The organism is Embleya sp. NPDC059237, from assembly GCF_042754105.1.
Lineage (GTDB): Bacteria > Actinomycetota > Actinomycetes > Streptomycetales > Streptomycetaceae > Embleya.
In genome coordinates, this window is the sequence record NZ_JBHZAE010000007.1 from 553636 (window position 1) to 575521 (window position 21886).

Here is a 21886-nt window from a genome sequence, read left to right on the forward strand (position 1 = left end):
CAGTGTCAACCAGGCAAACCGAAAACATGCACAAGGACGAGTGGAGCCGACCGATACGCGGGGTCACCCACCGTGTCGGATCGAAGAGGGTGGGCCATGACGGAGAAGGCCAAGATCCTCCTGGTCGATGACCGTCAGGAGAATCTGCTCGCCCTGGAGGCGATCCTGTCCGCGCTGGACCAGACCCTGGTTCGGGCGCACTCGGGCGAGGAAGCCCTCAAGGCGCTGCTCACGGACGAGTTCGCGGTGATTCTGCTCGACGTCCAGATGCCCGGAATGGACGGGTTCGAGACGGCCGCGCACATCAAGCGGCGGGAGAAGACCCGCGATATCCCGATCATCTTCCTGACCGCGATCAACCACGGCCCGCACCACACCTTCCGCGGTTACGCGGCAGGTGCGGTCGACTACATCTCCAAGCCCTTCGACCCGTGGGTGCTGCGCGCCAAGGTCTCGGTCTTCGTGGACCTGTACAAGAAGAACTGCCAGTTGCGCGAGCAGGCCACGCTGCTGCGCGGGCGCCTGGAGGGGCCCGCCGGCGGCGACCGGGCCGGGGCGGACGTGATCGCGGAGTTGTCCACCCGGTTGGCCGCGGTCGAGGAGCAGGCCGACGGCATGGCCAAGCAGGTCGAGTCGACCGACGACCCGATCCTGGCCGCCTCCGCGGTGCAACTGCGCCGCCGGGTGGCCCGGATGCGCGCCGCGCTCGACGCCCTCGCGCCGGCCACGGCCGGCCACGGCGGACCCCCGCTGGTCCCGGCCCCGGACAAGGGCGAGGCGGCCGGCTGACCTCGGGGCGCCCGCGCGGACCGGACCGTCGACGACGGCCCGGTCCGACACGGCGCGCGCTCCGGGCCGGGACGCATGAGGTGGAGAGGGTCCACCGGTAACCTCGGGACATGGCCACACGTGCGTCCGGCGGCGGAGCGCAACCGCGCACGGCCGCGAAGAAGAAGGCTCCCGCCAAGAAGGCGGCCCCACCCCCACCTCCCCCGCCGAAACTGCTCGGTGGGGTGCCCGCGTTGCTCGGGAAGGCGCTCAAGGGGCTGTGGCTGGGGCTGGCGCACGCGTTCGGTTCGCTCGCGCGGGGCATCGGCTCCGGCGCGCGCGGACTCGACCCCGCGCATCGTCGGGACGGGCTGGGGCTGGCCCTGCTCGGCCTGGCGATAGTGATCGCCGCGGGCGCGTGGGGCACCATCGACGGCGCGGTCGGCGAGGGGGTCAACGCGGTCGTCGCGGGCCTGGTCGGCCGACTGGACGTGCTGGTGCCGTTCCTGGTCGGCGCGTTGGGCGTGCGGGTGATGCGCCATCCCGACCAGAAGGACGCCACCGGGCGGATCGTGATCGGCTGTACGGCGCTGGTGTGCGCGGTGCTCGGGCTGATCCACGTCGGGTGCGGGACGCCGCAGCCCGGTGACGGTGCGGCGGCGATGCGCGACGCGGGCGGGCTGGTCGGCTGGGCGTTCGCGACGCCGCCGGTGCACCTGGTCACCCGGTGGGTTGCGGTGCCGCTGCTGGTGCTGCTGATCGTGTTCGGGCTGCTCGTGGTCACCGCGACGCCGATCAACGCGGCGCCGGAACGCCTCGGAGTCTTCCTCGGCTTCATCGAGGGCCCCGAGCCGGAGCCGTACGACGAGGACGACGACCGCCCGAGCGGGTTCGCCGGCTTCGACGAGGACGACGAGCCCGCGCCGGCGCCGGTGCGCAAACCCCGACCGCGCCGCCGGCCGAGCCCGGCCGGCAAAACCGGCCATCCGGACGCGGTCGACGTGGCCGCGGCCGCCGCCGCGGCGCTGGACGCGGGCGACGCCGGCCTGGTCGTCCCGCCCGCCCGCTCGCGCAAGGCCGCCGCCGCTCGGGTGGTGACCGATCTGCGGGCCCGCGTCGCCGACGCCCCGGCGCACACCCCCGCGCCGCCGCGCAGCGAGCAACTCAGGCTCTCCGGCGACATCACCTACCACCTGCCCGGCCCCGCACTGCTGCGCAAGGGCCCGCCCGCCAAGGCCCGCAGCAAGGCCAACGACGACGTGGTCGCGGCGCTGTCCAAGGTCTTCGAGCAGTTCAACGTCGACGCGCAGGTCACCGGCTTCTCCCGGGGCCCGACGGTGACCCGCTACGTGATCGAGCTGGGCCCGGCGGTCAAGGTGGAGCGGATCACCGCGCTGGCCAAGAACATCGCCTACGCCGTGGCCAGCCCGGACGTACGGATCATCAGCCCGATCCCCGGCAAGTCCGCGGTGGGCATCGAGATCCCCAACACCGACCGCGAGATGGTCAGCCTCGGCGACATCCTGGCCTCCGACACCGCCGCCGGCGACGCGCACCCGATGATCGCCGCGCTGGGCAAGGACGTCGAGGGCAACGACGTGGTGGCCAACCTGGCCAAGATGCCGCACCTCCTTGTGGCGGGCGCCACCGGCGCGGGCAAGTCGAGCTGCATCAACGGCCTGATCACCTCGATCATGATGCGCGCCACGCCGGAGGAGGTGCGGATGGTGCTGGTCGACCCCAAACGGGTCGAACTCACCACCTACGAGGGCATTCCCCATCTGATCACGCCGATCATCACCAACCCGAAGAAGGCCGCCGAGGCGTTGCAGTGGGTCGTGCGCGAGATGGACATGCGCTACGACGACCTGGCCAACTTCGGCTTCCGGCACGTCGACGACTTCAACGTCGCGGTGCGCGCCGGCAAGCTGAAGGTGCCGCCGGGCAGCGAGCGCGACATCCAGCCCTACCCGTACCTGCTGGTGATCGTCGACGAGTTGGCCGACCTGATGATGGTCGCGCCGCGCGACGTCGAGGACTCGATCGTGCGGATCACCCAGCTCGCCCGTGCCGCGGGCATCCACCTCGTGCTGGCCACCCAGCGGCCCAGCGTGGACGTGGTCACCGGTCTGATCAAGGCCAACGTGCCCTCGCGGCTCGCGTTCGCCACCTCCTCGCTGGCGGACAGCCGGGTCATCCTGGACCAGCCCGGCGCGGAGAAGCTGATCGGCAAGGGCGACGCGCTGTTCCTGCCGATGGGCGCGAGCAAGCCGATCCGGATGCAGGGCGCCTACGTCACCGAGGAGGAGATCGAGGCGATCGCCCGGCACTGCAAGGAGCAGTTGCAGCCGGAGTACCGCGACGAGGTCACCGCGGGGCCGGATCGCAAGAAGCAGGTGGACGAGGACGTCGGCGACGACCTCGACCTGCTCTGCCAAGCGGTCGAATTGGTGGTGTCCACCCAGTTCGGCTCGACCTCGATGCTCCAGCGCAAGCTGCGCGTCGGCTTCGCCAAGGCGGGCCGGCTGATGGATCTGATGGAGAGCCGGGACATCGTCGGACCGAGCGAGGGCTCCAAGGCGCGCGAGGTGTTGATCAAACCGGATGAAATCGAGCAGGTTATGGCCACGTTGCGCGGAGAATGATCTGACTTAAGTGATGATTGGTGTCAGTCGTGATGAATGACGCATAAGGGGCGAAAAGTGTCGATCGGTCAGAGCCTCGCCGAGGCGCGCGTACGGGCCGGTCTCACCGTGGAACGGCTCAGTGAGGTCACCCGGATCCGACAGGTCGTCATCGAAGGAATCGAACACGACGACTTCGAGCCGTGCGGGGGCGACTTCTACGCTCGCGGCCACATTCGCACCCTGGCGCGTGCCACGGGCCTGGAACCCGCGCCGCTGATCGCCGAGTACGACCACACCGTCGGCGGCACGAGCACCCCCCGGCCCACCGAGATCTTCGACTCGCCGCGCAAGTCGATCGAATACCGCCGCCCCAACTGGACCCTGGCCATGGGCGTCGCCGTGGTCATCGTGCTGATCTTCGCCTTCGTACAACTCGCCGGCGGCCGGGCCGACGACGACGAGAAGGAGACCGCGTCCCGGGTCGCCCCGACCACCGCCGCCCCCGCGGCACCGGCCCCGCCGCCCCCGCCGCCGTCCTCGGCCGCGCCGGTGAGCAAGGCGCCGGCATTCCCGCCCGGCGTCGTGGTCACCATCACCGCCGTCGACGGGCGCAGTTGGATCCGCGCGTTCGACTCCAGGGACAGGCAGATCCTGGAGACAATCCTGGACAAGGGTGAGGCCAAGACCTTCGAGGACCCCGCACAGCTGCAGGTCCAGGTCGGCAATTCGGGCGCCGCGCGACTGAACGTCAACGGCCGCGACCTGGGCCCGGCGGGCGAGGACGGCGAGGTGGTCAACCGCACGTTCGTCCCCGGCGACCCCATCCCGCAGATGCGGACGAGCGCGTCGGCGACCCCGTCGCCCCGGTGACCGGGCATCGTGACCTCCCCGGAACCATCCGACGCTTCCCTGCGTCCGGTCCACGTCCGCGCCTGACGTAGGCTTTCCGGCATGTCCGCCCGCGATACCACCCGCCCCGCCGCCCCGGCCGAGAGCCCCGCCGCCCTGCGCACCGTCGCCCTGGTCACCCTCGGCTGCGCCCGCAACGAGGTGGACTCCGAGGAACTCGCCGGCCGGCTCGAGGCCGACGGGTGGGCCCTCGTCGAGGACGCCGCGGACGCCTCCGTCGTCATGGTCAACACCTGCGGATTCGTCGAGTCCGCCAAGAAGGACTCGATCGACACCGTCCTGGAGGCCGCCGACCTCAAGGGCGACGGCCGCACCCAGGCCGTGGTGGCGGTCGGCTGCCTGGCCGAGCGCTACGGCGACCAGCTCGCGGGCGCGCTGCCCGAGGCCGACGCCGTGCTCGGCTTCGACGACTACGGCGACATCTCCGGCCGGCTGCGCTCGATCCTGGCCGGCGAGAGCCACATCCCGCACGCGCCCCGCGACCGCCGCGCACTGCTGCCGATCACCCCCGTCGAGCGCCAGGCCGCCGACGTCGCGGTGCCCGGCCACGGCATCCCCGAGGATCTGCCCGAGGGCGTCGCGCCCGCCTCCGGGCCGCGCGCCCTGCGCCGCAGGCTCGGTTCGGGGCCGGTGGCCTCGCTCAAGCTCGCCTCCGGCTGCGACCGCCGCTGCTCGTTCTGCGCCATCCCCTCCTTCCGCGGCTCGTTCCTGTCCCGCCGCCCCTCCGACGTGCTCGCCGAGGCCCGCTGGCTGGCCGAGCAGGGCGTCCGCGAGATCGTCCTGGTCAGCGAGAACTCCACGTCCTACGGCAAGGACCTGGGCGACCTGCGCCTGCTGGAGACGCTGCTGCCGGAACTGGTCGCCGTCGAGGGCATCGAGCGGGTCCGGGTCAACTACCTCCAGCCCGCCGAGATGCGCCCGACGCTGATCGACGTGATCACCGGCACGCCCGGCGTCGCGCCCTACTTCGACCTGTCCTTCCAGCACGCCTCCGAGCCGGTGCTGCGCCGGATGCGTCGATTCGGCTCGGTCGAGGCGTTCGTCACCCTCATGGAGCAGATCCGGGCCAAGGCCCCAGAGGCCGGCGCCCGATCGAACTTCATCGTCGGCTTCCCCGGCGAGACCGAGCAGGACGTGGACGACCTGGAGCGTTTCCTGATCGCCGCCCGGCTCGACGCGATCGGCGTGTTCGGCTACTCCGATGAGGACGGCACCGAGGCGGCGAACTATCCCGACAAGCTCGACGCCGACGTGATCGAGGCCCGCGTGCAGCGGATCTCCCGGCTCGCCGAGGAACTGGTCGCACAACGCGCCGAGGACCGGATCGGCACCGAGATCGTCGTGCTGATCGAGGAACTCGGCGAGGACGGCAGCGCCGAGGGCCACGCGGCCCACCAGGCCCCCGAGACCGACGGCTCGACCACGGTGGTCGGCGAGGGCCTGCGCGTGGGCGACTTCGTCCGGGTCCGGGTCACCGACAGCGAGGGCGCCGACCTGTACGGCGAGGCGATCGACGTGATCGTGCGCGGGGGCGATCGGTGACGGCCGAACCGGCACCGCCGCGCCGGCGCCCGGCCGAGGCCGTTCGGGCCGCCGCCGCCAACCACCCGCCGAAGCCCGACCGCCTCGGCGACCCCACCACCTCCGTCAGCGCCTGGAACGCCGCCAACGCGCTCACGCTGATGCGGGTGGCCCTGGTGCCGGTCTTCGTCACCCTGCTGCTTCAGGACGGCGGCCACGACCCCGCCTGGCGCGCCTGGGCTTGGGCCGCGTTCACCGTGGCCAGCATCAGCGACCTGTTCGACGGCAAGCTCGCCCGGATGCACAACCTGGTCACCGACTTCGGCAAACTCGTCGACCCGATTGCCGACAAGGCGCTGATGGGCGCCGCGTTGATCAGCCTGTCCGCGCTCGGCGACCTGCCCTGGTGGGTCACCCTGGTGGTGCTCGCCCGGGAGATCGGCATCACCCTGCTGCGCTTTTGGGTGATCCGCCACGGCGTGATCCCGGCCAGCCGGGGCGGCAAGGCCAAGACCATGCTCCAGGGCAGCGCGATCGGGATGTACACACTGGTCATGACCGGCCCGCTGGCCACCACCCGGGCCTGGATCATGGCGGCCGCGGTCATCGTTACCGTGGTGACCGGCCTGGACTACATCGTCAAGGCCGTACGACTGCGACGCGGCACCCCGGTGCCCGCCGGACAGGGCTGACCGTCGGGACGAATCCCGACCACGGGGGAAGCGGGGAAGCGGGACCATGCGCGAATTGAAGATCGAACTCGTCGCGGTGGGGGACGAGTTGCTGGTCGGCGACGTGGAGAACACGAATGCCGGCACGCTCGGCCGCCGACTCACCGCCGCCGGTCTGCGGGTGAGTGGGGTGTCCACGGTGGGCGACGGCCTCGACGCGATGATCGACGTCCTCACCCAGGCCGTCCGGCGCGCCGACGCGGTGATCGTCTCCGGCGGCCTCGGCCCCACCTCCGACGACCGCACCCGCGAGGCGATCGCCGCCGTCGCCGGTGTGCCGTTGCGCCGCGACCCGGCGATCGAGGACTGGCTGCGCCGGCGCTACCGGGGCCTGAACCGCACCCTCACCGCGCTCGGCCTCCAGCAGGCCGACGTCCCCGAGGGCGGGCGCAGCCTGCCCAACGCGAATGGCAGCGCGCCCGGCATCGCGGTGGTGATCGGCGACGTGGCGGTCTACGCGATCCCCGGCCCGCCGCACGAGATGATCGCGATGACCGAGGAGCAGGTCCTGCCCGACCTGCTGCGCCGCGCGGGCGAGCCGCCGACGCGTGCGCAGCGCCAACTGCTCACCGCCTCGATCGGCGAGGGGGTGATCGCCGCGATGCTCGAACCGCTGGAGAAGGAACTCGCCCGGGACGGCGCGGTCGAGGTCGCCTACCTGGCCACCGCCGGACAGACCCGGGTCAAGCTCACCTCCGCCACACCCGGCGGCGCCGCCGAGGTGGACGCCGCCGCCGCGCGGGCGCGCGAACTGCTCGGCGGGTGTGTCTACGGCGAGGCCGGCGACACCCTCGCCGGCGTGGTGCTCGACCTGCTGCGCGGGCGCGACGCCACCGTCGCGGTGGCCGAATCGCTCACCGGCGGCCTGATCGCCGCCGAGCTGACCTCGGTGCCCGGCGCGTCCGCGAGCGTGCGCGGCTCGGTCACCGCGTACGCCACCGACCTCAAGGGCTCGGTGCTCGGCGTGGACACCGATCTGCTCGCCGCGGAGGGCGCGGTTCACCCGGACGTGGCCGCGCGCATGGCCGAGGGTGTGCGCGACGTCATGTCGGGTACGTACGGGGTGGCCACGACGGGGGTCGCCGGTCCGGACCCCCAGGACGGAAAGCCCGTGGGCACCGTATACATCGCGGTGGCCGGCCCCGAGGGAACAATCGTGCTCTCCCTGCTGTTCTCGGGCAGTCGGGGCAGGATCCGCGAGATGACCACGGTCCGTGCGCTCGACCTGCTCCGGTGTGTGGTGGCCGGTCTGCCGGCCGAGCAGGACCCGGCGTGTACGGGGTGACCGGGCCCGCCGATCGGCCGACGAGACCATGGCGGCCGGGCGTCCGGGGAAGATACGAAAGGCCGGCCGAGGACGTGCTGCGAATCGAGGTGGGAGTGAACCGGAACGCCTATGGACCCTGGGGACCCCCGCCGTCAAGGTTCCACGCCCTGAGTGAACAGGACGGCAAGGCGGGCACACCCGCACGGTCGGGCAGGTACGGTGGGGCTGTGACCCCCCGAGCCGCCCTAGGAGGGAGCGACCGATGATCCTGCTCCGTCGCCTGCTGGGTGACGTGCTGCGGCGCCAGCGCCAGCGTCAGGGTCGCACCCTGCGCGAGGTTTCGTCCTCAGCCCGGGTATCCCTTGGCTACCTGTCCGAGGTCGAGCGCGGCCAGAAGGAAGCCTCGTCCGAACTGCTCGCCGCGATCTGCGACGCGCTGGACGTGCGCATGTCCGTGCTCATGCGGGAGGTCAGCGACGAGCTGGCCCTCGCCGAGCTGGCCTCGGCCGAGGCGATGCGCCCGGTCCTGGAGCCGGTGGGTGCCGGCTTCACGCCGAACGAGCGCGCCACCGAGCGTCAGAACAACGACCGGACGTCGGGCGCCGCCCCGATCGCCGGCGACAACGCGGTGAGCGTGGTGGTGGCGGCCTGAGCCGCGTCCGCGCGCCGGGCACCCGCCGGGTGTCGCGCACCGGACACCGGGCCCGATCGACCCGAACACGACACCGAGGCCCCGTCCCTGTTATCGGGAGACGGGGCCTCGGCATGGGCGGGACCGACGGGCGGGCGGCCTACCAGGGCATCGCGACGCCGCCGTTGGGGCGCAGGATCTGGCCGGTCACGAACTTGGCGGCGTCCGAGGCGAGGTAGGCCACCGCGTAGGAGATGTCGGTGGGCTCGCCGACGGTGCGCAGCGGGGCCATCCGGGCCATCGGCGCGGCGACCGCGGCCTTGCGCTCCTCGTCCTCGTTGCCGTCCGCGTCGGTCCAGTGCCGGCCCGTCATCCCGGTGACGATCCAGCCCGGCGCGACCGCGTTGACCCGCACGCCCCGCGGGCCGACCTCGGTGGCCAGCGTCTTGGTCAACTGCACCACCGCGGCCTTGGCCGCGCCGTAGCACAGCAGCCCGGAGGTGGCGGTGTCCACCGCGCCGGAGGCCATGTTGACGATGCTGCCGAAGCCTTGCCCCGACATCACCCGCGCGGCGGCGCGGCAGCCGAAGAAGACGCCCTTGAAGTTGATCGCCAGGACCCGGTCGAGGTCGGCCTCCTCGGTCTCGATCACCGTGCTCAGGTGCATCACCCCGGCGATGTTGGCGAGTACGTCGAGCCGGCCGTGCGCGGCGACCGTGTCGTCGATCAGCGCGTCGACCTGCACGGCCCGCGAGGTGTCCACGGCGGCGGCGGTCGCGGCGCCGCCGGCGGCCACGATCGCCTCGGCGGTCTCCTGCGCCCCGGCCTCGTGGATGTCCGCGCAGACCACGGTCGCGCCCAGTTCGGCCAAGACCTCGGCGCTGGAGCGGCCGATGCCCGACGCCGCGCCGGTGACGACGGCGACCCGGCCGGTCAGATCGAGGGCTTCACGGAACACGGGTGACCTCCCGGCGCTGGTCGAGTATGGCGCGCCGACCGTACGAGCCATCTGACGAACAGTCAATAAAGGTGTGGGCCGGGGAGATCGGCGTCACCGCAGGCCCTCCTGGCGGCGGCACCAGCGGTGCGTCTCGCCGCCGGCGGGGAACACGCCGGCCGCCGCGAGGGCGTCGCACGGGTCGGTGGGCATACGCGCCGGCCGTCCGGTTCGGCCGCCGCCGGTGTGCGCCGACCGGGGCGGGTGGGCCGGGCCGGTCTCCGTCCGGGGGCGCGGGCGGGCGGCGGGCGGCGCGGCGTCCTCGGTGGGATCGCCCGCCGGCGGCGTCGGGTGTTCGGTCGGGGTCGGCTCGGCTGTGCCGCCCGCCAGGGCGGTGATCGCCGGCGCGGGCTCGCCGGCGAGCGGGTCGACGGGGGAGGGGGCGCCGGTCGGCCGGTGCGGCGCGGCGGCCGCGGGCGGGGTCTGCGGGCGCGGTGCGGGAGTCGGCGCGGACACCGAGGTGCAGCCGGCCGAGGCCAGGAACAGCACGGGCAGCACCAGGACGGGCAGGATCCGGGGAGGGGTCATGCCCGGTACGACGAACCACCCGGTCGTCGGTCACCGGGTGTACCTCCATCGGGTGACGGCTGGCAACGCGGACACCAAAAGGTCACCCTCGGCGGATCGCCCACATCGGCCCGCCGGATCCCGCTGCCGCAACGTGCGCACGGGCGACCGGCGCGCCCGTAGACCCAGTGGCGCCGGCCCGGGCGGGTATCGCCGGTGGTGATGTGCCCGACCCGGTCCCGATTGGCCGCGAGCAGGCGCTGGGCCAGTACCGCCCAGGCGAGCGGGTCACCCGCCTCGGCGACCGGGGTCCACGGCGCGACGCCGCGCAGGAAGCACAGCTCGGCCCGGTACACATTGCCGATCCCGGCCAGATTGCGCTGATCGAGCAGCGCCTCGCCGATCGGCCGGCGCGGGCGGGCGGCCAGCCGCCGGGCCGCCTCGGGCGCGTCCCAGTCCGGGCCGAGCAGGTCCGGGCCCAGATGCCCGACCACGCTCGACTCGTCGGCGGCGCGCAGCAGCTCCACCACCGGCATCCGCATCCCGATCACGGTGTGTGCGGTATTGGCCAGCACCAGTCGGATCGCGTGCCAGGGGCGGGGCAGCGGGTGCGCGCCGGTGTCCTGGACGTGCCAGGTGCCGTCCATCCGCAGGTGGGTGTGCAGCGTGACGCCGCCCTCGACGCGGGTCAGCAGGTGTTTGCCGCGCGGGACCACTTCGAGCACCGAGCGGCCGGTCAGATCCACCGTCGCCAGCGCGGGCACCCGGAAGTCGGTCACGGTCAGCTCGCGCTCCACGAGGGCCGCGCGCAGTCGCCGCGCCGCCTGGTACACGGTGTCGCCTTCGGGCATACCGCCATTGTCCCGGCCGTGCCGCCGGCCGTGCGCCCGGCCCGGGGCCGGCCCCCGAGTCCCCCCGGACCCGTCGGTGCGGCCGCCCCCGGGGGTCGGTGACGCCACGGGACGCGCGCCGGCGCGCGCTGCTTCGCGGTACACGGACCGACGTCGCGAACGCGCGGCCAGGAACACGTCCGCGACGCCGGATCCGAGTGCACCCGACCGTGACGCGTGCAGGGTCGCCACGGGCGGGGTGGTGCCGGCCGGTCCACCAGGATCACTCCCGGGTCGCCGTCCGTGACCACGATCCTGCGGGATGTACATGACCGGGGTGTTTCGCGGACCGGGCGCTCGTGTAACGAAACGATGTCACCCTCGGAGGCGGAGCCCCTTCGGGGTGGCATGGAACCCGGCCGCCTCCAGCGCCTTGCCCAGCGAGGAGGTCAGCACCTCGGCGCCGTCGGCCTTCTCCACGGTCAGCTTGCCCAGCGCGCCCGCGCGCACCGCGTCGGCCAGCGCCGCGGCCGCCGGACCCACCCGATCCGGGTCGTCGGTCCAGGACAGCAGGGTGCGACCGCCGCGTTCGACGTACAGGATCGGCTCGCCGTCGAGCAGGATCACCAGCGCGCCGGCCTTGCGCCCGGGCCGGTGGCCGCCGCCGGCCTCGCCCGCTCGGTCCGGCCAGGGCAGCGCGGCGCCGTACGGGTTGGCCGGGTCGGCGGCGGCCAGCACCACCGCGTCGGGCCGCTCGTGCGGTTCGCGGCGCTCGCTCGCGTTGTGCACCGCGCGCAGCCGGTCCACCGCGCCGTCGGCGGCGAACTGGGCAGCGCCCAGGCCCTCCACGAAGTAGCCGCGGCGGACCCGGCCGCCCTCCTCGAACACGCTCAGCACCTTGTACGCCGCCGCGAAGCCGCCGGGGCTGCCCTCGGCGACCACCGCGCCGCGGGTGACCACGCCGTGCCGGTCGAGCAGCGTCTCGGCCAGCGCGTGGGCGCGCCGGGTCGGGTCCGGCTCGGGCACGGGGGCCAGCGACCAGCGCCCGGCCACGGTCGGCGGCCCGGTGCGCGCGCTCGCCACGGGGCGGCCCCGACTCAGGCCCGCGTACCGCCCGCGCGGGGTCGCCCGCCGGGCCCGGTGCGCGGTCGAGCCGGAGGTGCGCCCCGAGCCGAGCAGCGCGCGCAGCGGGGTGAGCGTGTCCCCGGTGACCCGCCCGGCCCACACCAGGTCCCACAGCGCCTCGGCGATCGCCGCCTCCGACGCCGGCGTCTCCGGGGCCAGCCGCTCGGTCAACTGCCGGAAGAACAGCGCGTAGCCGCCGTCGAGCGCGGTCAGGATCGCCCGGTGCAGATCGCCCGTGTCCAGCGGCACCGGAGGCGGCAGCAGGTAGGGAGCCGCGTCGGCGAGGTAGAGCGAGAGCCACCCGTCCTTGCCGGGCAGCGCGCCGTGCCCGGCCCAGAGCACCTCGCCCGCCGCGCACAACTCGTCCAGCATCGCGGGCGTGTAGCCGACCACGCGCGAGGGCAACACCAGCTTCTCCAGCGCCGACGCGGGCACGCTCGCGCCCTGCAACTGCTCGATCACCCGGACCAGGCCGTCCAAGCCGCGCACCCCGCTCGCCCCCACGCCCTGCCACGCGGTGAGGAAGCGGGCGAGGGCGACCGGCGGCACCGGCTCCACCTCGTGCCGCAGTGCGGCCAGCGAACGACGCCGGAGCATCCGCAACACCTCGGCGCCGCACCACTCCAGGCCGGACCCGCCCGGGCGGAACTCGCCGGAGACCACCTGCCCGTTCGCGGCCAGCCGCTCCAGCGTGCCGGTGGTCACCGCCACGCCCAGGCCGAACCGGGCCGCGGCCTCGCCCGCGCGAAACGGCCCGTGGGTACGCGCGTGCCGGGCCAGCAGATCACCCAGCGGGTCCTTGACCGGCTCGGTGAACGCCTCGGGGACCCCGACCGGCAGCGGCGTGCCCAGCGCGTCGCGCAACCGGCCGGCGTCCTCGATGCCGGCCCAGCGCTCCTCGCCCGCGATCCGCACCCGGATCACCCGCCGGGCCCGCTCCAGAGCGGTCAGCCACTCCTGCTCGAAGCCCGGCTCGGCCCGCGCCGCCACCTCGGCGGTGGTCAGCGGTCCGAGCAACCGCAGCAGATCCGCCACCCCCTCCGCGTCCCGCACCCGGCGATCCTCGGCCAGCCGCTGCAACTCGCTCTCGGTGCGCGCCAACACCTCCGGGTCCAGCAACTCGCGCAGCTCGGCCTGCCCCAGCAACTCGGCAAGGAGTCGCGAGTCCAGTGCCAGCGCCGCCGCCCGCCGCTCGGCCAGCGGCGAGTCGCCCTCGTACATGAACTGCGCGACGTAGCCGAACAGCAGCGAGCGGGCGAACGGCGACGGCTCGGTCGTGGTCACCTCGACGATGCGCACCGCGCGCGTGGCGATGTCGCGCATCAGCCCGGTCAGGCCGGGTACGTCGAATACGTCCTGCAGGCACTCGCGCATCGTCTCCAGGACGATCGGGAACGAGCCGTACTCGCTCGCCACCGCGAGCAGTTGGGCCGAACGCTGCCGTTGCTGCCACAGCGGGGTGCGTCGACCCGGCATCCGGCGCGGCAGCAGCAGCGCGCGGGCCGCGCACTCGCGAAAGCGCGACGCGAACAGCGCCGAGCCGCCCACCTCGGCGGTCACCAGCGGCTCGACCTCGGCCTCCTCGAACACCGCGAAGTCCGGCGGCAGCGCACCGGCCGCCAGGTCCTCGGGGGCGTCGCCGAACGGGTCGCCGGTGTCGGGCAGCCGCAGCACGATCCCGTCGTCGCCGTGCATCGTCTGTACGTCCAGACCGGTGCGCTCGCGCAGCCGGGCCGCGATGGCCAGCGCCCACGGCGCGTGCACCTGCGCGCCGAACGGCGAGTGCACCACCACGCGCCAGTCGCCCAGCTCGTCGCGGAAACGCTCGACCACGATGGTCCGGTCGTCGGGGACGTGGCCGCACGCCTCGCGCTGCTCGCCCAGATAGCCGAGGAGGTTGTCCACCGCCCACGGGTCCAGGCCCGCGGCGGCCACCCGCTCGCGCGCCCGATCCGCCGGCAGCGCGCCCACCTCGCGGACGAACGCGCCCAGCGCGCGGCCCAGTTCCACCGGCCGGCCGAGCGCGTCGCCGTGCCAGAACGGCAGCTTGCCGGGCACCCCGGGGGCGGGCGAGACCAGCACCTTGTCGTGGGTGATGTCCTCGATCCGCCAGGAGGAGGTGCCGAGCGTGAACACGTCGCCCACGCGCGACTCGTAGACCATCTCCTCGTCCAACTCGCCCACGCGCGACTTCGCCTCGCCCGCGACCAGGAACACCCCGAACAGGCCGCGGTCGGGGATGGTGCCGCCGGAGGTGACCGCGAGCCGCTGCGCGCCCGGGCGGGCGGACAACACGCCGGCCACCCGGTCCCACACGATGCGCGGGCGCAACTCGGCGAACGCGTCGGAGGGGTAGCGGCCCGCGAGCATGTCCAGGGTCGCCTCGAAGGCCGACGCGGGCAGCGCGGTGAACGGCGCCGCCCGGCGGATCAGCGCGAGCAGCGCGTCCACGTCGCGGTCCTCGACCGAGACCATCGAGACGATCTGTTGGGCGAGCACGTCCAGCGGATTGCGCGGCCCGCGCACCGACTCGATCGCGCCCTCGCGCATCCGCTCGGTGACCACCGCGGTCTGGACCAGGTCGCCGCGGAACTTCGGGAAGACCACACCCCGGGAGACCGCGCCCACCTGGTGGCCGGCCCGACCCACCCGCTGCAGGCCGGAGGCCACCGAGGGCGGCGACTCGACCTGGACGACCAGGTCCACCGCGCCCATGTCGATGCCCAGCTCCAGGCTGGAAGTGGCCACCACCGCCGGCAGCCGGCCTGCCTTCAGGTCCTCCTCCACCTGGGCCCGCTGCTCCTTGGACACCGAGCCGTGGTGGGCCCGGGCGAGCAGTGGCGGCGCCCCCTTGCTGCTCCCGGCCTGGGCCATCAGCTCGGCGGGCGAGGCGTCCTGCGGCAACTCCTCGCCGGTCGCCCGCTCGTAGGCGATCTCGTTCAGCCGGCCGCACAGCCGCTCGGCCAGGCGGCGCGAGTTGGCGAACACGATGGTCGAGCGGTGCGCCTGGATCAGGTCGACGATGCGCTCCTCGACGTGCGGCCACACCGAGGTCTTGCGCTCGTTGCCGGCCTCGTCGAAGTCGCCGGTGCCGCCGCCCAACTCGCCCATGTCCTCGACCGGGACCACCACGGACAGCTCGAACGTCTTGGCCGACGGCGGCTGGACCACGTGCACCTCGCCCGTGGCGCGCATCCACCGGGCCACCTCGTCGACCGGGCGCACGGTCGCCGACAGGCCGATCCGGCGGGCGGGTCGCTCCAGGAGTTCGTCCAGCCGCTCCAGGCTCAGCGCCAGGTGTGCGCCGCGCTTGGTGCCGGCGACCGCGTGCACCTCGTCCACGATGACCGTGTCCACCCCGCGCAGCGCCTCGCGGGCCTGCGAGGTGAGCAGCAGGAACAACGACTCGGGCGTGGTGATCAGGATGTCCGGCGGCTTGGTCGCGAACCGGCGCCGATCGGCCGCGGGGGTGTCGCCGGAGCGCACCCCCACGGTCACCTCGGGCTCGGGCAGGCCCAGCCGCACCGACGCCTGCCGGATGCCGGTGAGCGGGCTGCGCAGGTTGCGCTCGACGTCGACCGCGAGCGCCTTGAGCGGCGAGATGTACAACACCCGGCAGCGTCGCCGGGGATCCTCCGGCAGCGGCTCGGCGGCGAGCCGGTCGAGCGCGGACAGGAACGCGGCGAGCGTCTTGCCGGAACCGGTCGGGGCGACGACCAGCGCGTCCTTGCCCTCGGCGATCGCCCGCCAGGCGCCCTCCTGGGCCCGGGTCGGCGCGTGGAAGGCGCCGGTGAACCACGCCCGGGTGGCGGGGGAGAAGCCGGCCAGGACGGAAGCGGAATCGTCGTGTGGCATAACTCCCCATGGTGCCCGGTGGCTCCGACATTCGCGTCGGCCGACAGGCGGGCGGCGGTGTGGGCGGCGGGCCGGCCGGCCCGCACCGGGATACTGGTCGTATGGGACTCACCGACTTCTGGCGACGCATGCGCGCGCACTTCGGCGACTCGTACTTCGAGTCCTTCGCCCGCGACCACGTGATGTCCGAACTGGGCGGGCGTACCGTGCACGAGGCACTGGCCGCGGGCATCGACGCCAAGGACGTCTGGCGGGGCGTGTGCGTGTCGATGGACCTGCCGACCACCAAACGCGCCTGAGCCCGGCGACCGGACCGGGACCCGGCGGAGCCGGCGCGCGGCGTGCTCGGCCTCGTCGCGCCGGTCCGTGCGGGCGAATCTGCACAAAACGACCCAGCGTGACGCTCTAGTCTCTTTCTGTCATACGACGCATGGCACCACACATGCCACGCGACCGGACAGGGAGCCCACGTGACCACACCCGACACCCGGACCACCCGGGTCGCGGCGCGCGACCGCATGCCGTCCTGGTTGCCGCGGGCGGTGTTCCTGGTCCTCGTGATGATCGCCGGCTTCCGGCTGCTCGGCTGGACCCTGAACCAGTTGCGCACGCTGCTGATCGACCTGCTGGTGGCCTTCTTCCTCGCGCTCGCGTTCGAGCCCGCCGTGGACCGGCTCGCCCGCCGCGGGATGCGGCGCGGCGTGGCCACCGCGATCGCGTTCGTGGTGGTCTTCCTGGCCTGCGCAGGATTTCTGGCCGTGGTCGGCTCGCTCCTGGTGGACCAGGTGGTTGCCTTCGCGAACCACCTGCCGCGCTACCTGGAGGACCTGGTCGCGTGGGTGAACCGCACCTTCGGCACCGATCTGACCGTGGAGAAGGTCCAGGGGAAGATCTTCAAGGACACCGGCACCGTGCAGGGCTACGCCGAGCAGGTGGCCAACCACGCGCTCGGCTGGTCCGCCCGGATCGTCGGCGCGCTGTTCCAGCTCTTCACCATCGCGCTGTTCACCTTCTACTTCACCGCCGAGGGCCCGCGGATACGGCGCGCGGTGTGCTCGCTGCTGCCGCCCGGCCACCAGGCCGAGGTGTTGCGCGGGTGGGAGATCGCGATCGACAAGACCGGCGGATACCTCTACTCGCGCGCCGCGCTCGCGCTGATCTCGGCGTTCGCGCACTACGTCGCGTTCCTGATCCTCGACCTGCCGTACGCGATCCCGCTGGCGTTGTGGGTCGGGCTGATCTCGCAGTTCGTACCGACCGTGGGCACCTACATCGCGATCGTGCTGCCCGCGCTGATCGCGCTGACGGTGAGCCCGGCGACCGCCGTGTGGGTGGTGCTGTTCGCGACCGCCTACCAGCAGTTCGAGAACTACCTGCTGCACCCGAGGATCACCGCGCGCACGGTGGAGATCCACCCGGCGGTGGCGTTCGGCTCGGTGATCGCGGGCGCCGCGCTGCTCGGTGCGGTGGGCGCGCTGATCGCGATCCCGGTGACGGCCACCGCGCAGGCGTTTATCGGGAGCTACCTGCACCGCTACGAGGTGCCCGAACACCACCTGACGCCCGACGAGACCCGGCCGCCGAGGCGGCCGGGTCGGCTGAGCCGGCTGTGGCGGCGGAGCGGGGACCCGGCGGGCCCGGCGGGGGATACGGACGCTCAGGACCAGAAGCGGAACAGCCGGTAGCCGTCGTTGGCCAGGTATGGCGACACGTCCAGCGCGTCGGTGATGTGGTCGACCACGTCGTAGAAGTAGTGGTTGACCGACGGCGACCACAACAGCGCGAACAGGAACAGGATCGCGTAGGGCGCGTACGGTGCGATGGCCCGGCGGAACTCGAAGGGCAACCACGGCTCCAGCACGCCGTATCCGTCCAGACCCGGCACCGGCAGCAGGTTCAGCACCGCCGCGATCACCTGGAGCTGGATCAGGAACGAGAACGCGGCCACGAAGGTCGCGCTCGCCCCGTCCACCACGCCGGACGACAGCAGCAGCGCGAGTACGCCGGCCAGCACGGCGTTGGTCAGCGGTCCGACCGCCGACACCAGACTGTTGCGGGCCCGGCCGCGGATCGCGCCGCGGTCCAGGTAGACCGCGCCGCCGCTGAGCGGGATCCCGCCGAGCAGCACGAAGACGGTCGGCAGGATGAAGGACAGCAGTGGGTCGCTGTACTTGAGCGGGTCCAGGGTCAGATAACCCTTGCCCACCACGCTGTGGTCGCCCGAGCGCAGCGCGGCGAAGGCGTGCGCGAACTCGTGCAGGCACAACGAGACCAGCCAACCCGACATGACCAGCAGGAACACGCTGGTGCGGGTGGCGGCCTCGGAGGTGCCGTCGTCGTGCCACGCGTACCAGCCCGAGGCGACGCAGACCGCGACGATGGCGAGGAAGACCGGGCTCGGCCGCACATGGCGCAGCGAGCCGGCCGCGGGACGGCGGCCGTAATCTCCATAGGGGTGCGTCACGAACTGCTCCAGACAGGCGGAAGGGCCGTACGACCGGGAGTTCGCATCGTACGGCCCTGCCGGGACACTCAGTGGAACGCGTGTTCCGGTGCCGGGTAGGCACCGCCGACCACGTCGCCCGCGAACGCCTTGGCGGCGTCGCCGAGCGCGCTGCGCAGGTCGACGTACTGCTTGACGAACTTGGGGGTGTGGCCGGTGGTCATGCCGGCCATGTCGGTCCACACCAGCACCTGTGCGTCGGTGCCCGCGCCCGCGCCGATGCCGACGGTGGGGATGTCGAGGAGGTCGGTGACCCGGGCGGCCAGCTCCTCCGGCACACACTCCAGGACCACCGCGAACGCGCCCGCGGCCTGCATCGCCTTGGCGTCGGCAATCAACTGCTCGGCGCTCTCCGCGTCCCGCCCCTGCACCCGGTAGCCGCCGAAGGCGTGCACCGACTGCGGGGTGAGCCCGAGGTGGGCCATCACCGGGACACCCGCGGCGACCAGGGCCTCGACCTGGGGTACCGAGCGCCGCCCGCCCTCCAGCTTGACCGCGCCGGCGCCGGCCTCCTTGAGGAAGCGCACGCCGTTGCGCAGCGCCTGCTCGGGGGATTCCTGGTACGAGCCGAACGGCAGGTCGGCCACGATCAGCGCGCGCTTGGTGCCGCGCACGACCGAGCCGGTGAGCATCACGAGCTGGTCCATCGTGACCGGCACGGTGTTCTCGTAGCCGAGGTGGTTGTTGCCGGCCGAGTCGCCGACCAGAAGTACGGGGATGCCCGCGTCGTCGAAGACCGAGGCGACCATCGCGTCGTACGCGGTGAGCATCGGCCACCGCTCGCCGGCCCGCTTGGCCCGGGCCAGGTCGCGCACGGTGACCCGGCGCCCGGTTCCGTCGCCGCCGTACAGGGTCAGTCCCGGACCCTCGGCCGAAGCGGATATCGGCTGCGCGGACTTGTTGCTGGACATGGTGTTCTCCCGACTCGAGGCGCTCGGACGGCGTCCCCGGACAAGGCCATGGTGACATGCCTCCGAACAGCACAACAGAGGCGTCGGGCGGGGGATTCCGGGTGGCCGGAGGCCGGTCGGGAGCCGGTCGGGAGCCGGTCGCGTGCAGGTCGCGGGCCGCGACGTTTGCCGAGGCTTTGCAATACGAGACCGTCTCGTTTCGTAAAGGCTCGCTAGCCTGAGGGGGAATCGAGCAGTGTCCACGTGTCGTACGAATCGAGCCTCACCCGTGACCGCAGCGAACGTTCCCCCGATACGCACCGTCGACGAGCACATACACCGCCGGCGCTGGGCCATCCTCGGCGTCCTGGTGATCAGCCTGCTGGTCGTCGTCCTCGACAACTCCATCCTCAACGTCGCGATCAAGACCATCGCCGACCCGGACAAGGGTCTGGGCGCCACCCAGAGCGAACTCCAATGGGCGATCAACTCCTACACGCTGGTCTTCGCCGGCCTGCTGTTCACCGCCGGCATCCTGGGCGACCGCTTCGGTCGCAAACGCACGCTGCTGTTCGGCATGGTGATCTTCGGTCTCGCCTCGTTGCTGTCCGCCTACTCGCAAAACCCGGGGCAACTGATCGCGGCGCGCGCGGTGATGGGATTCGGCGGCGCGTTCGTGATGCCGGCCACGCTCTCCATCATCAGCAACGTCTTCGAGCCGCAGGAGCGGCCCAAGGCGATCGGCATCTGGTCCGGCGCGGTGGGTCTCGCGATCGCGATCGGCCCGATCACCGGCGGCGCGCTGCTGGACCACTTCTGGTGGGGCTCGGTGTTCCTGATCAACGTCCCGATCGTGATCGTCGGCATCGTCGCGATGCTGGTGCTCGTGCCGGACTCGCGTGATCCCCGCCCGGGCCGGCTCGACCCGATCGGGGTGGTGCTGTCCATCGCGGGCCTGGTCTCGCTGGTCTACGGCATCATCCGCGGCGGCGACGCGGGCTGGGGCAGCATCGAGGTGATCGGCACGATCGTGCTCGGCTTGGCCGTACTCGCCTTCTTCGTCTGGTTCGAAAAGCGCAGCGACCACCCCGCGCTCGACGTGCGGTTCTTCCGCGACCCGGCGTTCTCCGCCGCGGCCGCCGCGATCGGCCTGGTCTTCTTCGCGCTCCTCGGCGTGACCTTCTTCATGGCGTTCTACCTGCAGAGCGTGCGCGGCTACACCCCGCTCCAGACCGGTCTGCTGCTGCTCCCGCTGGCCGTTGCGCAACTGTTGTTCTCGGCGCGCAGCTCGGTGATGGTCAAGCGGTTCGGGGTGCGCGCGGTGACCACCGGCGGCATGCTGCTGGTCGGCCTGAGCTTCCTGTCCTTCCTCTGGATGGACCGCACCTCGCCGATCTGGATCCTGTGCGTGGTCTTCTTCTTCCAGGGCGCGGGCATGGCGCACGTGATGCCGCCGGCCACCAACTCGATCATGTCCTCGCTGCCGCGCGAGAAGGCCGGCGCCGGATCCGCGGTCAGCAACACCGTGCGCCAGGTGGGCGGTGCCCTCGGCGTGGCGATCCTGGGCTCGGTGTTGTCCTCGGTCTACCGGGACCGGATCTCCGGCGACCTCGACAAGCTGCCGCCGAACGTGCCGCGCGGCCCGGCCGGCGACTCGGTCGAGGCCACCCTCGCGGTCGCCGGCCGGCTCGGCGACCGGGGCGCGGCGCTGGTCGACCCGGCCAAGGACGGCTTCATCGACGCGATGCACGCGGCCTCGATCGGTTCGGCGGTGGTCGGCCTGATCGGCGCGGTCGTGGTGTTCCTGTGGATGCCGCGCCGCGATGCCGGGCAGACTGCCCCGGGAGCGGGCCGACCCGGGGAGCCCGTCGAGGAACAGCGCTCCGCGAAGGTCTGACATGCAGCCTGCGACATCCCGATCAGCGGTCGAGCCGACGTCGGCCGACCCCACCGTGCACACCGACCCCGCCGTCGAGGCCGACGTCGGCCCCACCGTCGGGATCGACGTCGAAGACCCCGGCGCGGCGGACAAGCCGCGCCGGGGTCGGCCCCGCAGCGAAGAGGCCGAACGGGCGATCCTGCACGCGACGTTGCGACTGCTCGCCGAGCACCAAAGCATCACCGGCCTGTCCGTCGAGGCGGTGGCCCAGGAGGCGGGGGTGGGCAAGGCCACCATCTACCGCCGCTGGCCCGGCAAGGAGGCGCTGATCATCGCGGCGATCGAGGCCGCCGAGGTGACCCCGACCGTGCTCGCGGGCCGCTCGTTGCGCGAGGACCTGGTCAGCGTGTTGGAGAACATGCGCCGGCAGGCCATCGACAAGCGCGGCGACGGCCTGATGGGGGTGGTCGCGGGCGAGATCCGCAACCACCCGGAGCTGCATCGGCGCTACCACGAGGTGGTGGTGGAAAAGCGCCGGGCGATCCTGCGGGATCTGCTCCAGCGCGGGATGGACTCCGGCGAGCTGCGCGCCGACCTTCCGATGGAAGTCCTGATGGACCTCGTCACGGGCCCCATACTGGTACGCAAGCTCGTACGGGAGAACGCGAGTCTGGATCCGGAGCTGCCGGGCCAACTCGCGGACGCGCTGCTCGGCGGAATCCGCGCTCGCTCCTGAGCCCAAAGGGAACCTATCGGCCGCTTCCCGGCGTCCGTTTCGACGTAGGCGACGTTTTGTTCGTACGTTGACGCGGACAGTCGGGACCCGTACCCCGGGACATCAGGAGG

Annotated in this window: 17 protein-coding genes; 11 read left to right on the forward strand and 6 right to left on the reverse strand. The window is 72.7% G+C overall.

Annotation, left to right across the window (positions count from 1 at the left end; genetic code table 11):
- Positions 1-96 precede the first annotated feature (96 nt).
- From ACFXKZ_RS24640 to ACFXKZ_RS24670, 7 genes are all read left to right on the forward strand, one after another.
- Entirely contained in the window at positions 97-789 is a 693-nt protein-coding gene (locus ACFXKZ_RS24640) for a two-component system response regulator (RefSeq protein WP_380003118.1), read from the forward strand.
- Positions 790-899: 110 nt separating this feature from the next.
- On the forward strand, positions 900-3413 hold the full coding sequence (locus ACFXKZ_RS24645; protein WP_380003119.1) for a DNA translocase FtsK: 2514 nt from the start codon (positions 900-902) through the stop codon (positions 3411-3413).
- Between the two features lie 57 nt (positions 3414-3470).
- On the forward strand, positions 3471-4265 hold the full coding sequence (locus tag ACFXKZ_RS24650) for a helix-turn-helix domain-containing protein (RefSeq protein ID WP_380003120.1): 795 nt from the start codon (positions 3471-3473) through the stop codon (positions 4263-4265).
- A gap of 81 nt (positions 4266-4346) precedes the next feature.
- On the forward strand, positions 4347-5846 hold the full coding sequence (rimO, locus tag ACFXKZ_RS24655) for a 30S ribosomal protein S12 methylthiotransferase RimO (RefSeq protein ID WP_380003122.1): 1500 nt from the start codon (positions 4347-4349) through the stop codon (positions 5844-5846).
- Positions 5843-6517 (forward strand): CDP-diacylglycerol--glycerol-3-phosphate 3-phosphatidyltransferase, encoded by a 675-nt coding sequence (gene pgsA / locus ACFXKZ_RS24660; protein ID WP_380003123.1) that lies wholly within the window; start codon positions 5843-5845, stop codon positions 6515-6517. The genes rimO and pgsA overlap by 4 nt, the downstream gene beginning before the upstream one ends.
- A gap of 46 nt (positions 6518-6563) precedes the next feature.
- Positions 6564-7841 carry a CinA family nicotinamide mononucleotide deamidase-related protein gene (locus ACFXKZ_RS24665; RefSeq protein WP_380003124.1) on the forward strand — a complete coding sequence of 426 codons (1278 nt, stop codon included), beginning with the start codon at positions 6564-6566 and terminating at the stop codon, positions 7839-7841.
- A gap of 244 nt (positions 7842-8085) precedes the next feature.
- On the forward strand, positions 8086-8475 hold the full coding sequence (locus ACFXKZ_RS24670) for a helix-turn-helix domain-containing protein (RefSeq protein ID WP_078977475.1): 390 nt from the start codon (positions 8086-8088) through the stop codon (positions 8473-8475).
- Between the two features lie 139 nt (positions 8476-8614).
- Here the strand turns inward: ACFXKZ_RS24670 and ACFXKZ_RS24675 are convergent, their stop codons facing one another.
- The 4 genes from ACFXKZ_RS24675 to ACFXKZ_RS24690 form a co-directional block, all read right to left on the reverse strand.
- Positions 8615-9412, reverse strand: coding sequence for an SDR family NAD(P)-dependent oxidoreductase (locus ACFXKZ_RS24675; RefSeq protein ID WP_380003125.1), 798 nt, complete (start codon positions 9410-9412; stop codon positions 8615-8617).
- 93 nt (positions 9413-9505) lie between these two features.
- Complete coding sequence (locus ACFXKZ_RS24680) at positions 9506-9979, reverse strand: hypothetical protein (RefSeq protein ID WP_380003126.1); 474 nt, start codon at positions 9977-9979, stop codon at positions 9506-9508.
- The gene (locus ACFXKZ_RS24685; protein ID WP_380003128.1) at positions 9976-10809 is read right to left on the reverse strand and encodes a DNA-formamidopyrimidine glycosylase family protein; all 834 of its coding nucleotides are present in this window, start codon (positions 10807-10809) and stop codon (positions 9976-9978) included. Before ACFXKZ_RS24685 ends, ACFXKZ_RS24680 begins: the two co-directional genes overlap by 4 nt.
- A gap of 354 nt (positions 10810-11163) precedes the next feature.
- Positions 11164-15768 carry an ATP-dependent helicase gene (locus ACFXKZ_RS24690; RefSeq protein WP_380003129.1) on the reverse strand — a complete coding sequence of 1535 codons (4605 nt, stop codon included), beginning with the start codon at positions 15766-15768 and terminating at the stop codon, positions 11164-11166.
- Between the two features lie 101 nt (positions 15769-15869).
- Here ACFXKZ_RS24690 and ACFXKZ_RS24695 point away from each other — a divergent pair, with 101 nt between their 5' ends.
- Together ACFXKZ_RS24695 and ACFXKZ_RS24700 are read left to right on the forward strand one after the other, a co-directional pair.
- A complete protein-coding gene (locus ACFXKZ_RS24695) occupies positions 15870-16067 on the forward strand; it encodes a DUF3046 domain-containing protein (protein ID WP_078977480.1) in 198 nt (65 codons plus the stop codon).
- Between the two features lie 171 nt (positions 16068-16238).
- Entirely contained in the window at positions 16239-17453 is a 1215-nt protein-coding gene (locus ACFXKZ_RS24700) for an AI-2E family transporter (RefSeq protein WP_380003130.1), read from the forward strand.
- On the opposite strand, the gene ACFXKZ_RS24705 is transcribed toward ACFXKZ_RS24700, so the two are convergent.
- Together ACFXKZ_RS24705 and panB are read right to left on the reverse strand one after the other, a co-directional pair.
- On the reverse strand, positions 17426-18232 hold the full coding sequence (locus tag ACFXKZ_RS24705; RefSeq protein ID WP_380003131.1) for a site-2 protease family protein: 807 nt from the start codon (positions 18230-18232) through the stop codon (positions 17426-17428). The genes ACFXKZ_RS24700 and ACFXKZ_RS24705 overlap by 28 nt on opposite strands.
- A 68-nt stretch (positions 18233-18300) precedes the next feature.
- Complete coding sequence (panB, locus tag ACFXKZ_RS24710; protein WP_380003132.1) at positions 18301-19182, reverse strand: 3-methyl-2-oxobutanoate hydroxymethyltransferase; 882 nt, start codon at positions 19180-19182, stop codon at positions 18301-18303.
- 268 nt (positions 19183-19450) lie between these two features.
- Here panB and ACFXKZ_RS24715 point away from each other — a divergent pair, with 268 nt between their 5' ends.
- Together ACFXKZ_RS24715 and ACFXKZ_RS24720 are read left to right on the forward strand one after the other, a co-directional pair.
- Entirely contained in the window at positions 19451-21058 is a 1608-nt protein-coding gene (locus tag ACFXKZ_RS24715; protein WP_380003133.1) for an MFS transporter, read from the forward strand.
- A 1-nt stretch (position 21059) separates the two neighbouring features.
- Complete coding sequence (locus ACFXKZ_RS24720) at positions 21060-21776, forward strand: TetR/AcrR family transcriptional regulator (protein WP_380003134.1); 717 nt, start codon at positions 21060-21062, stop codon at positions 21774-21776.
- Positions 21777-21886: the final 110 nt, after the last annotated feature.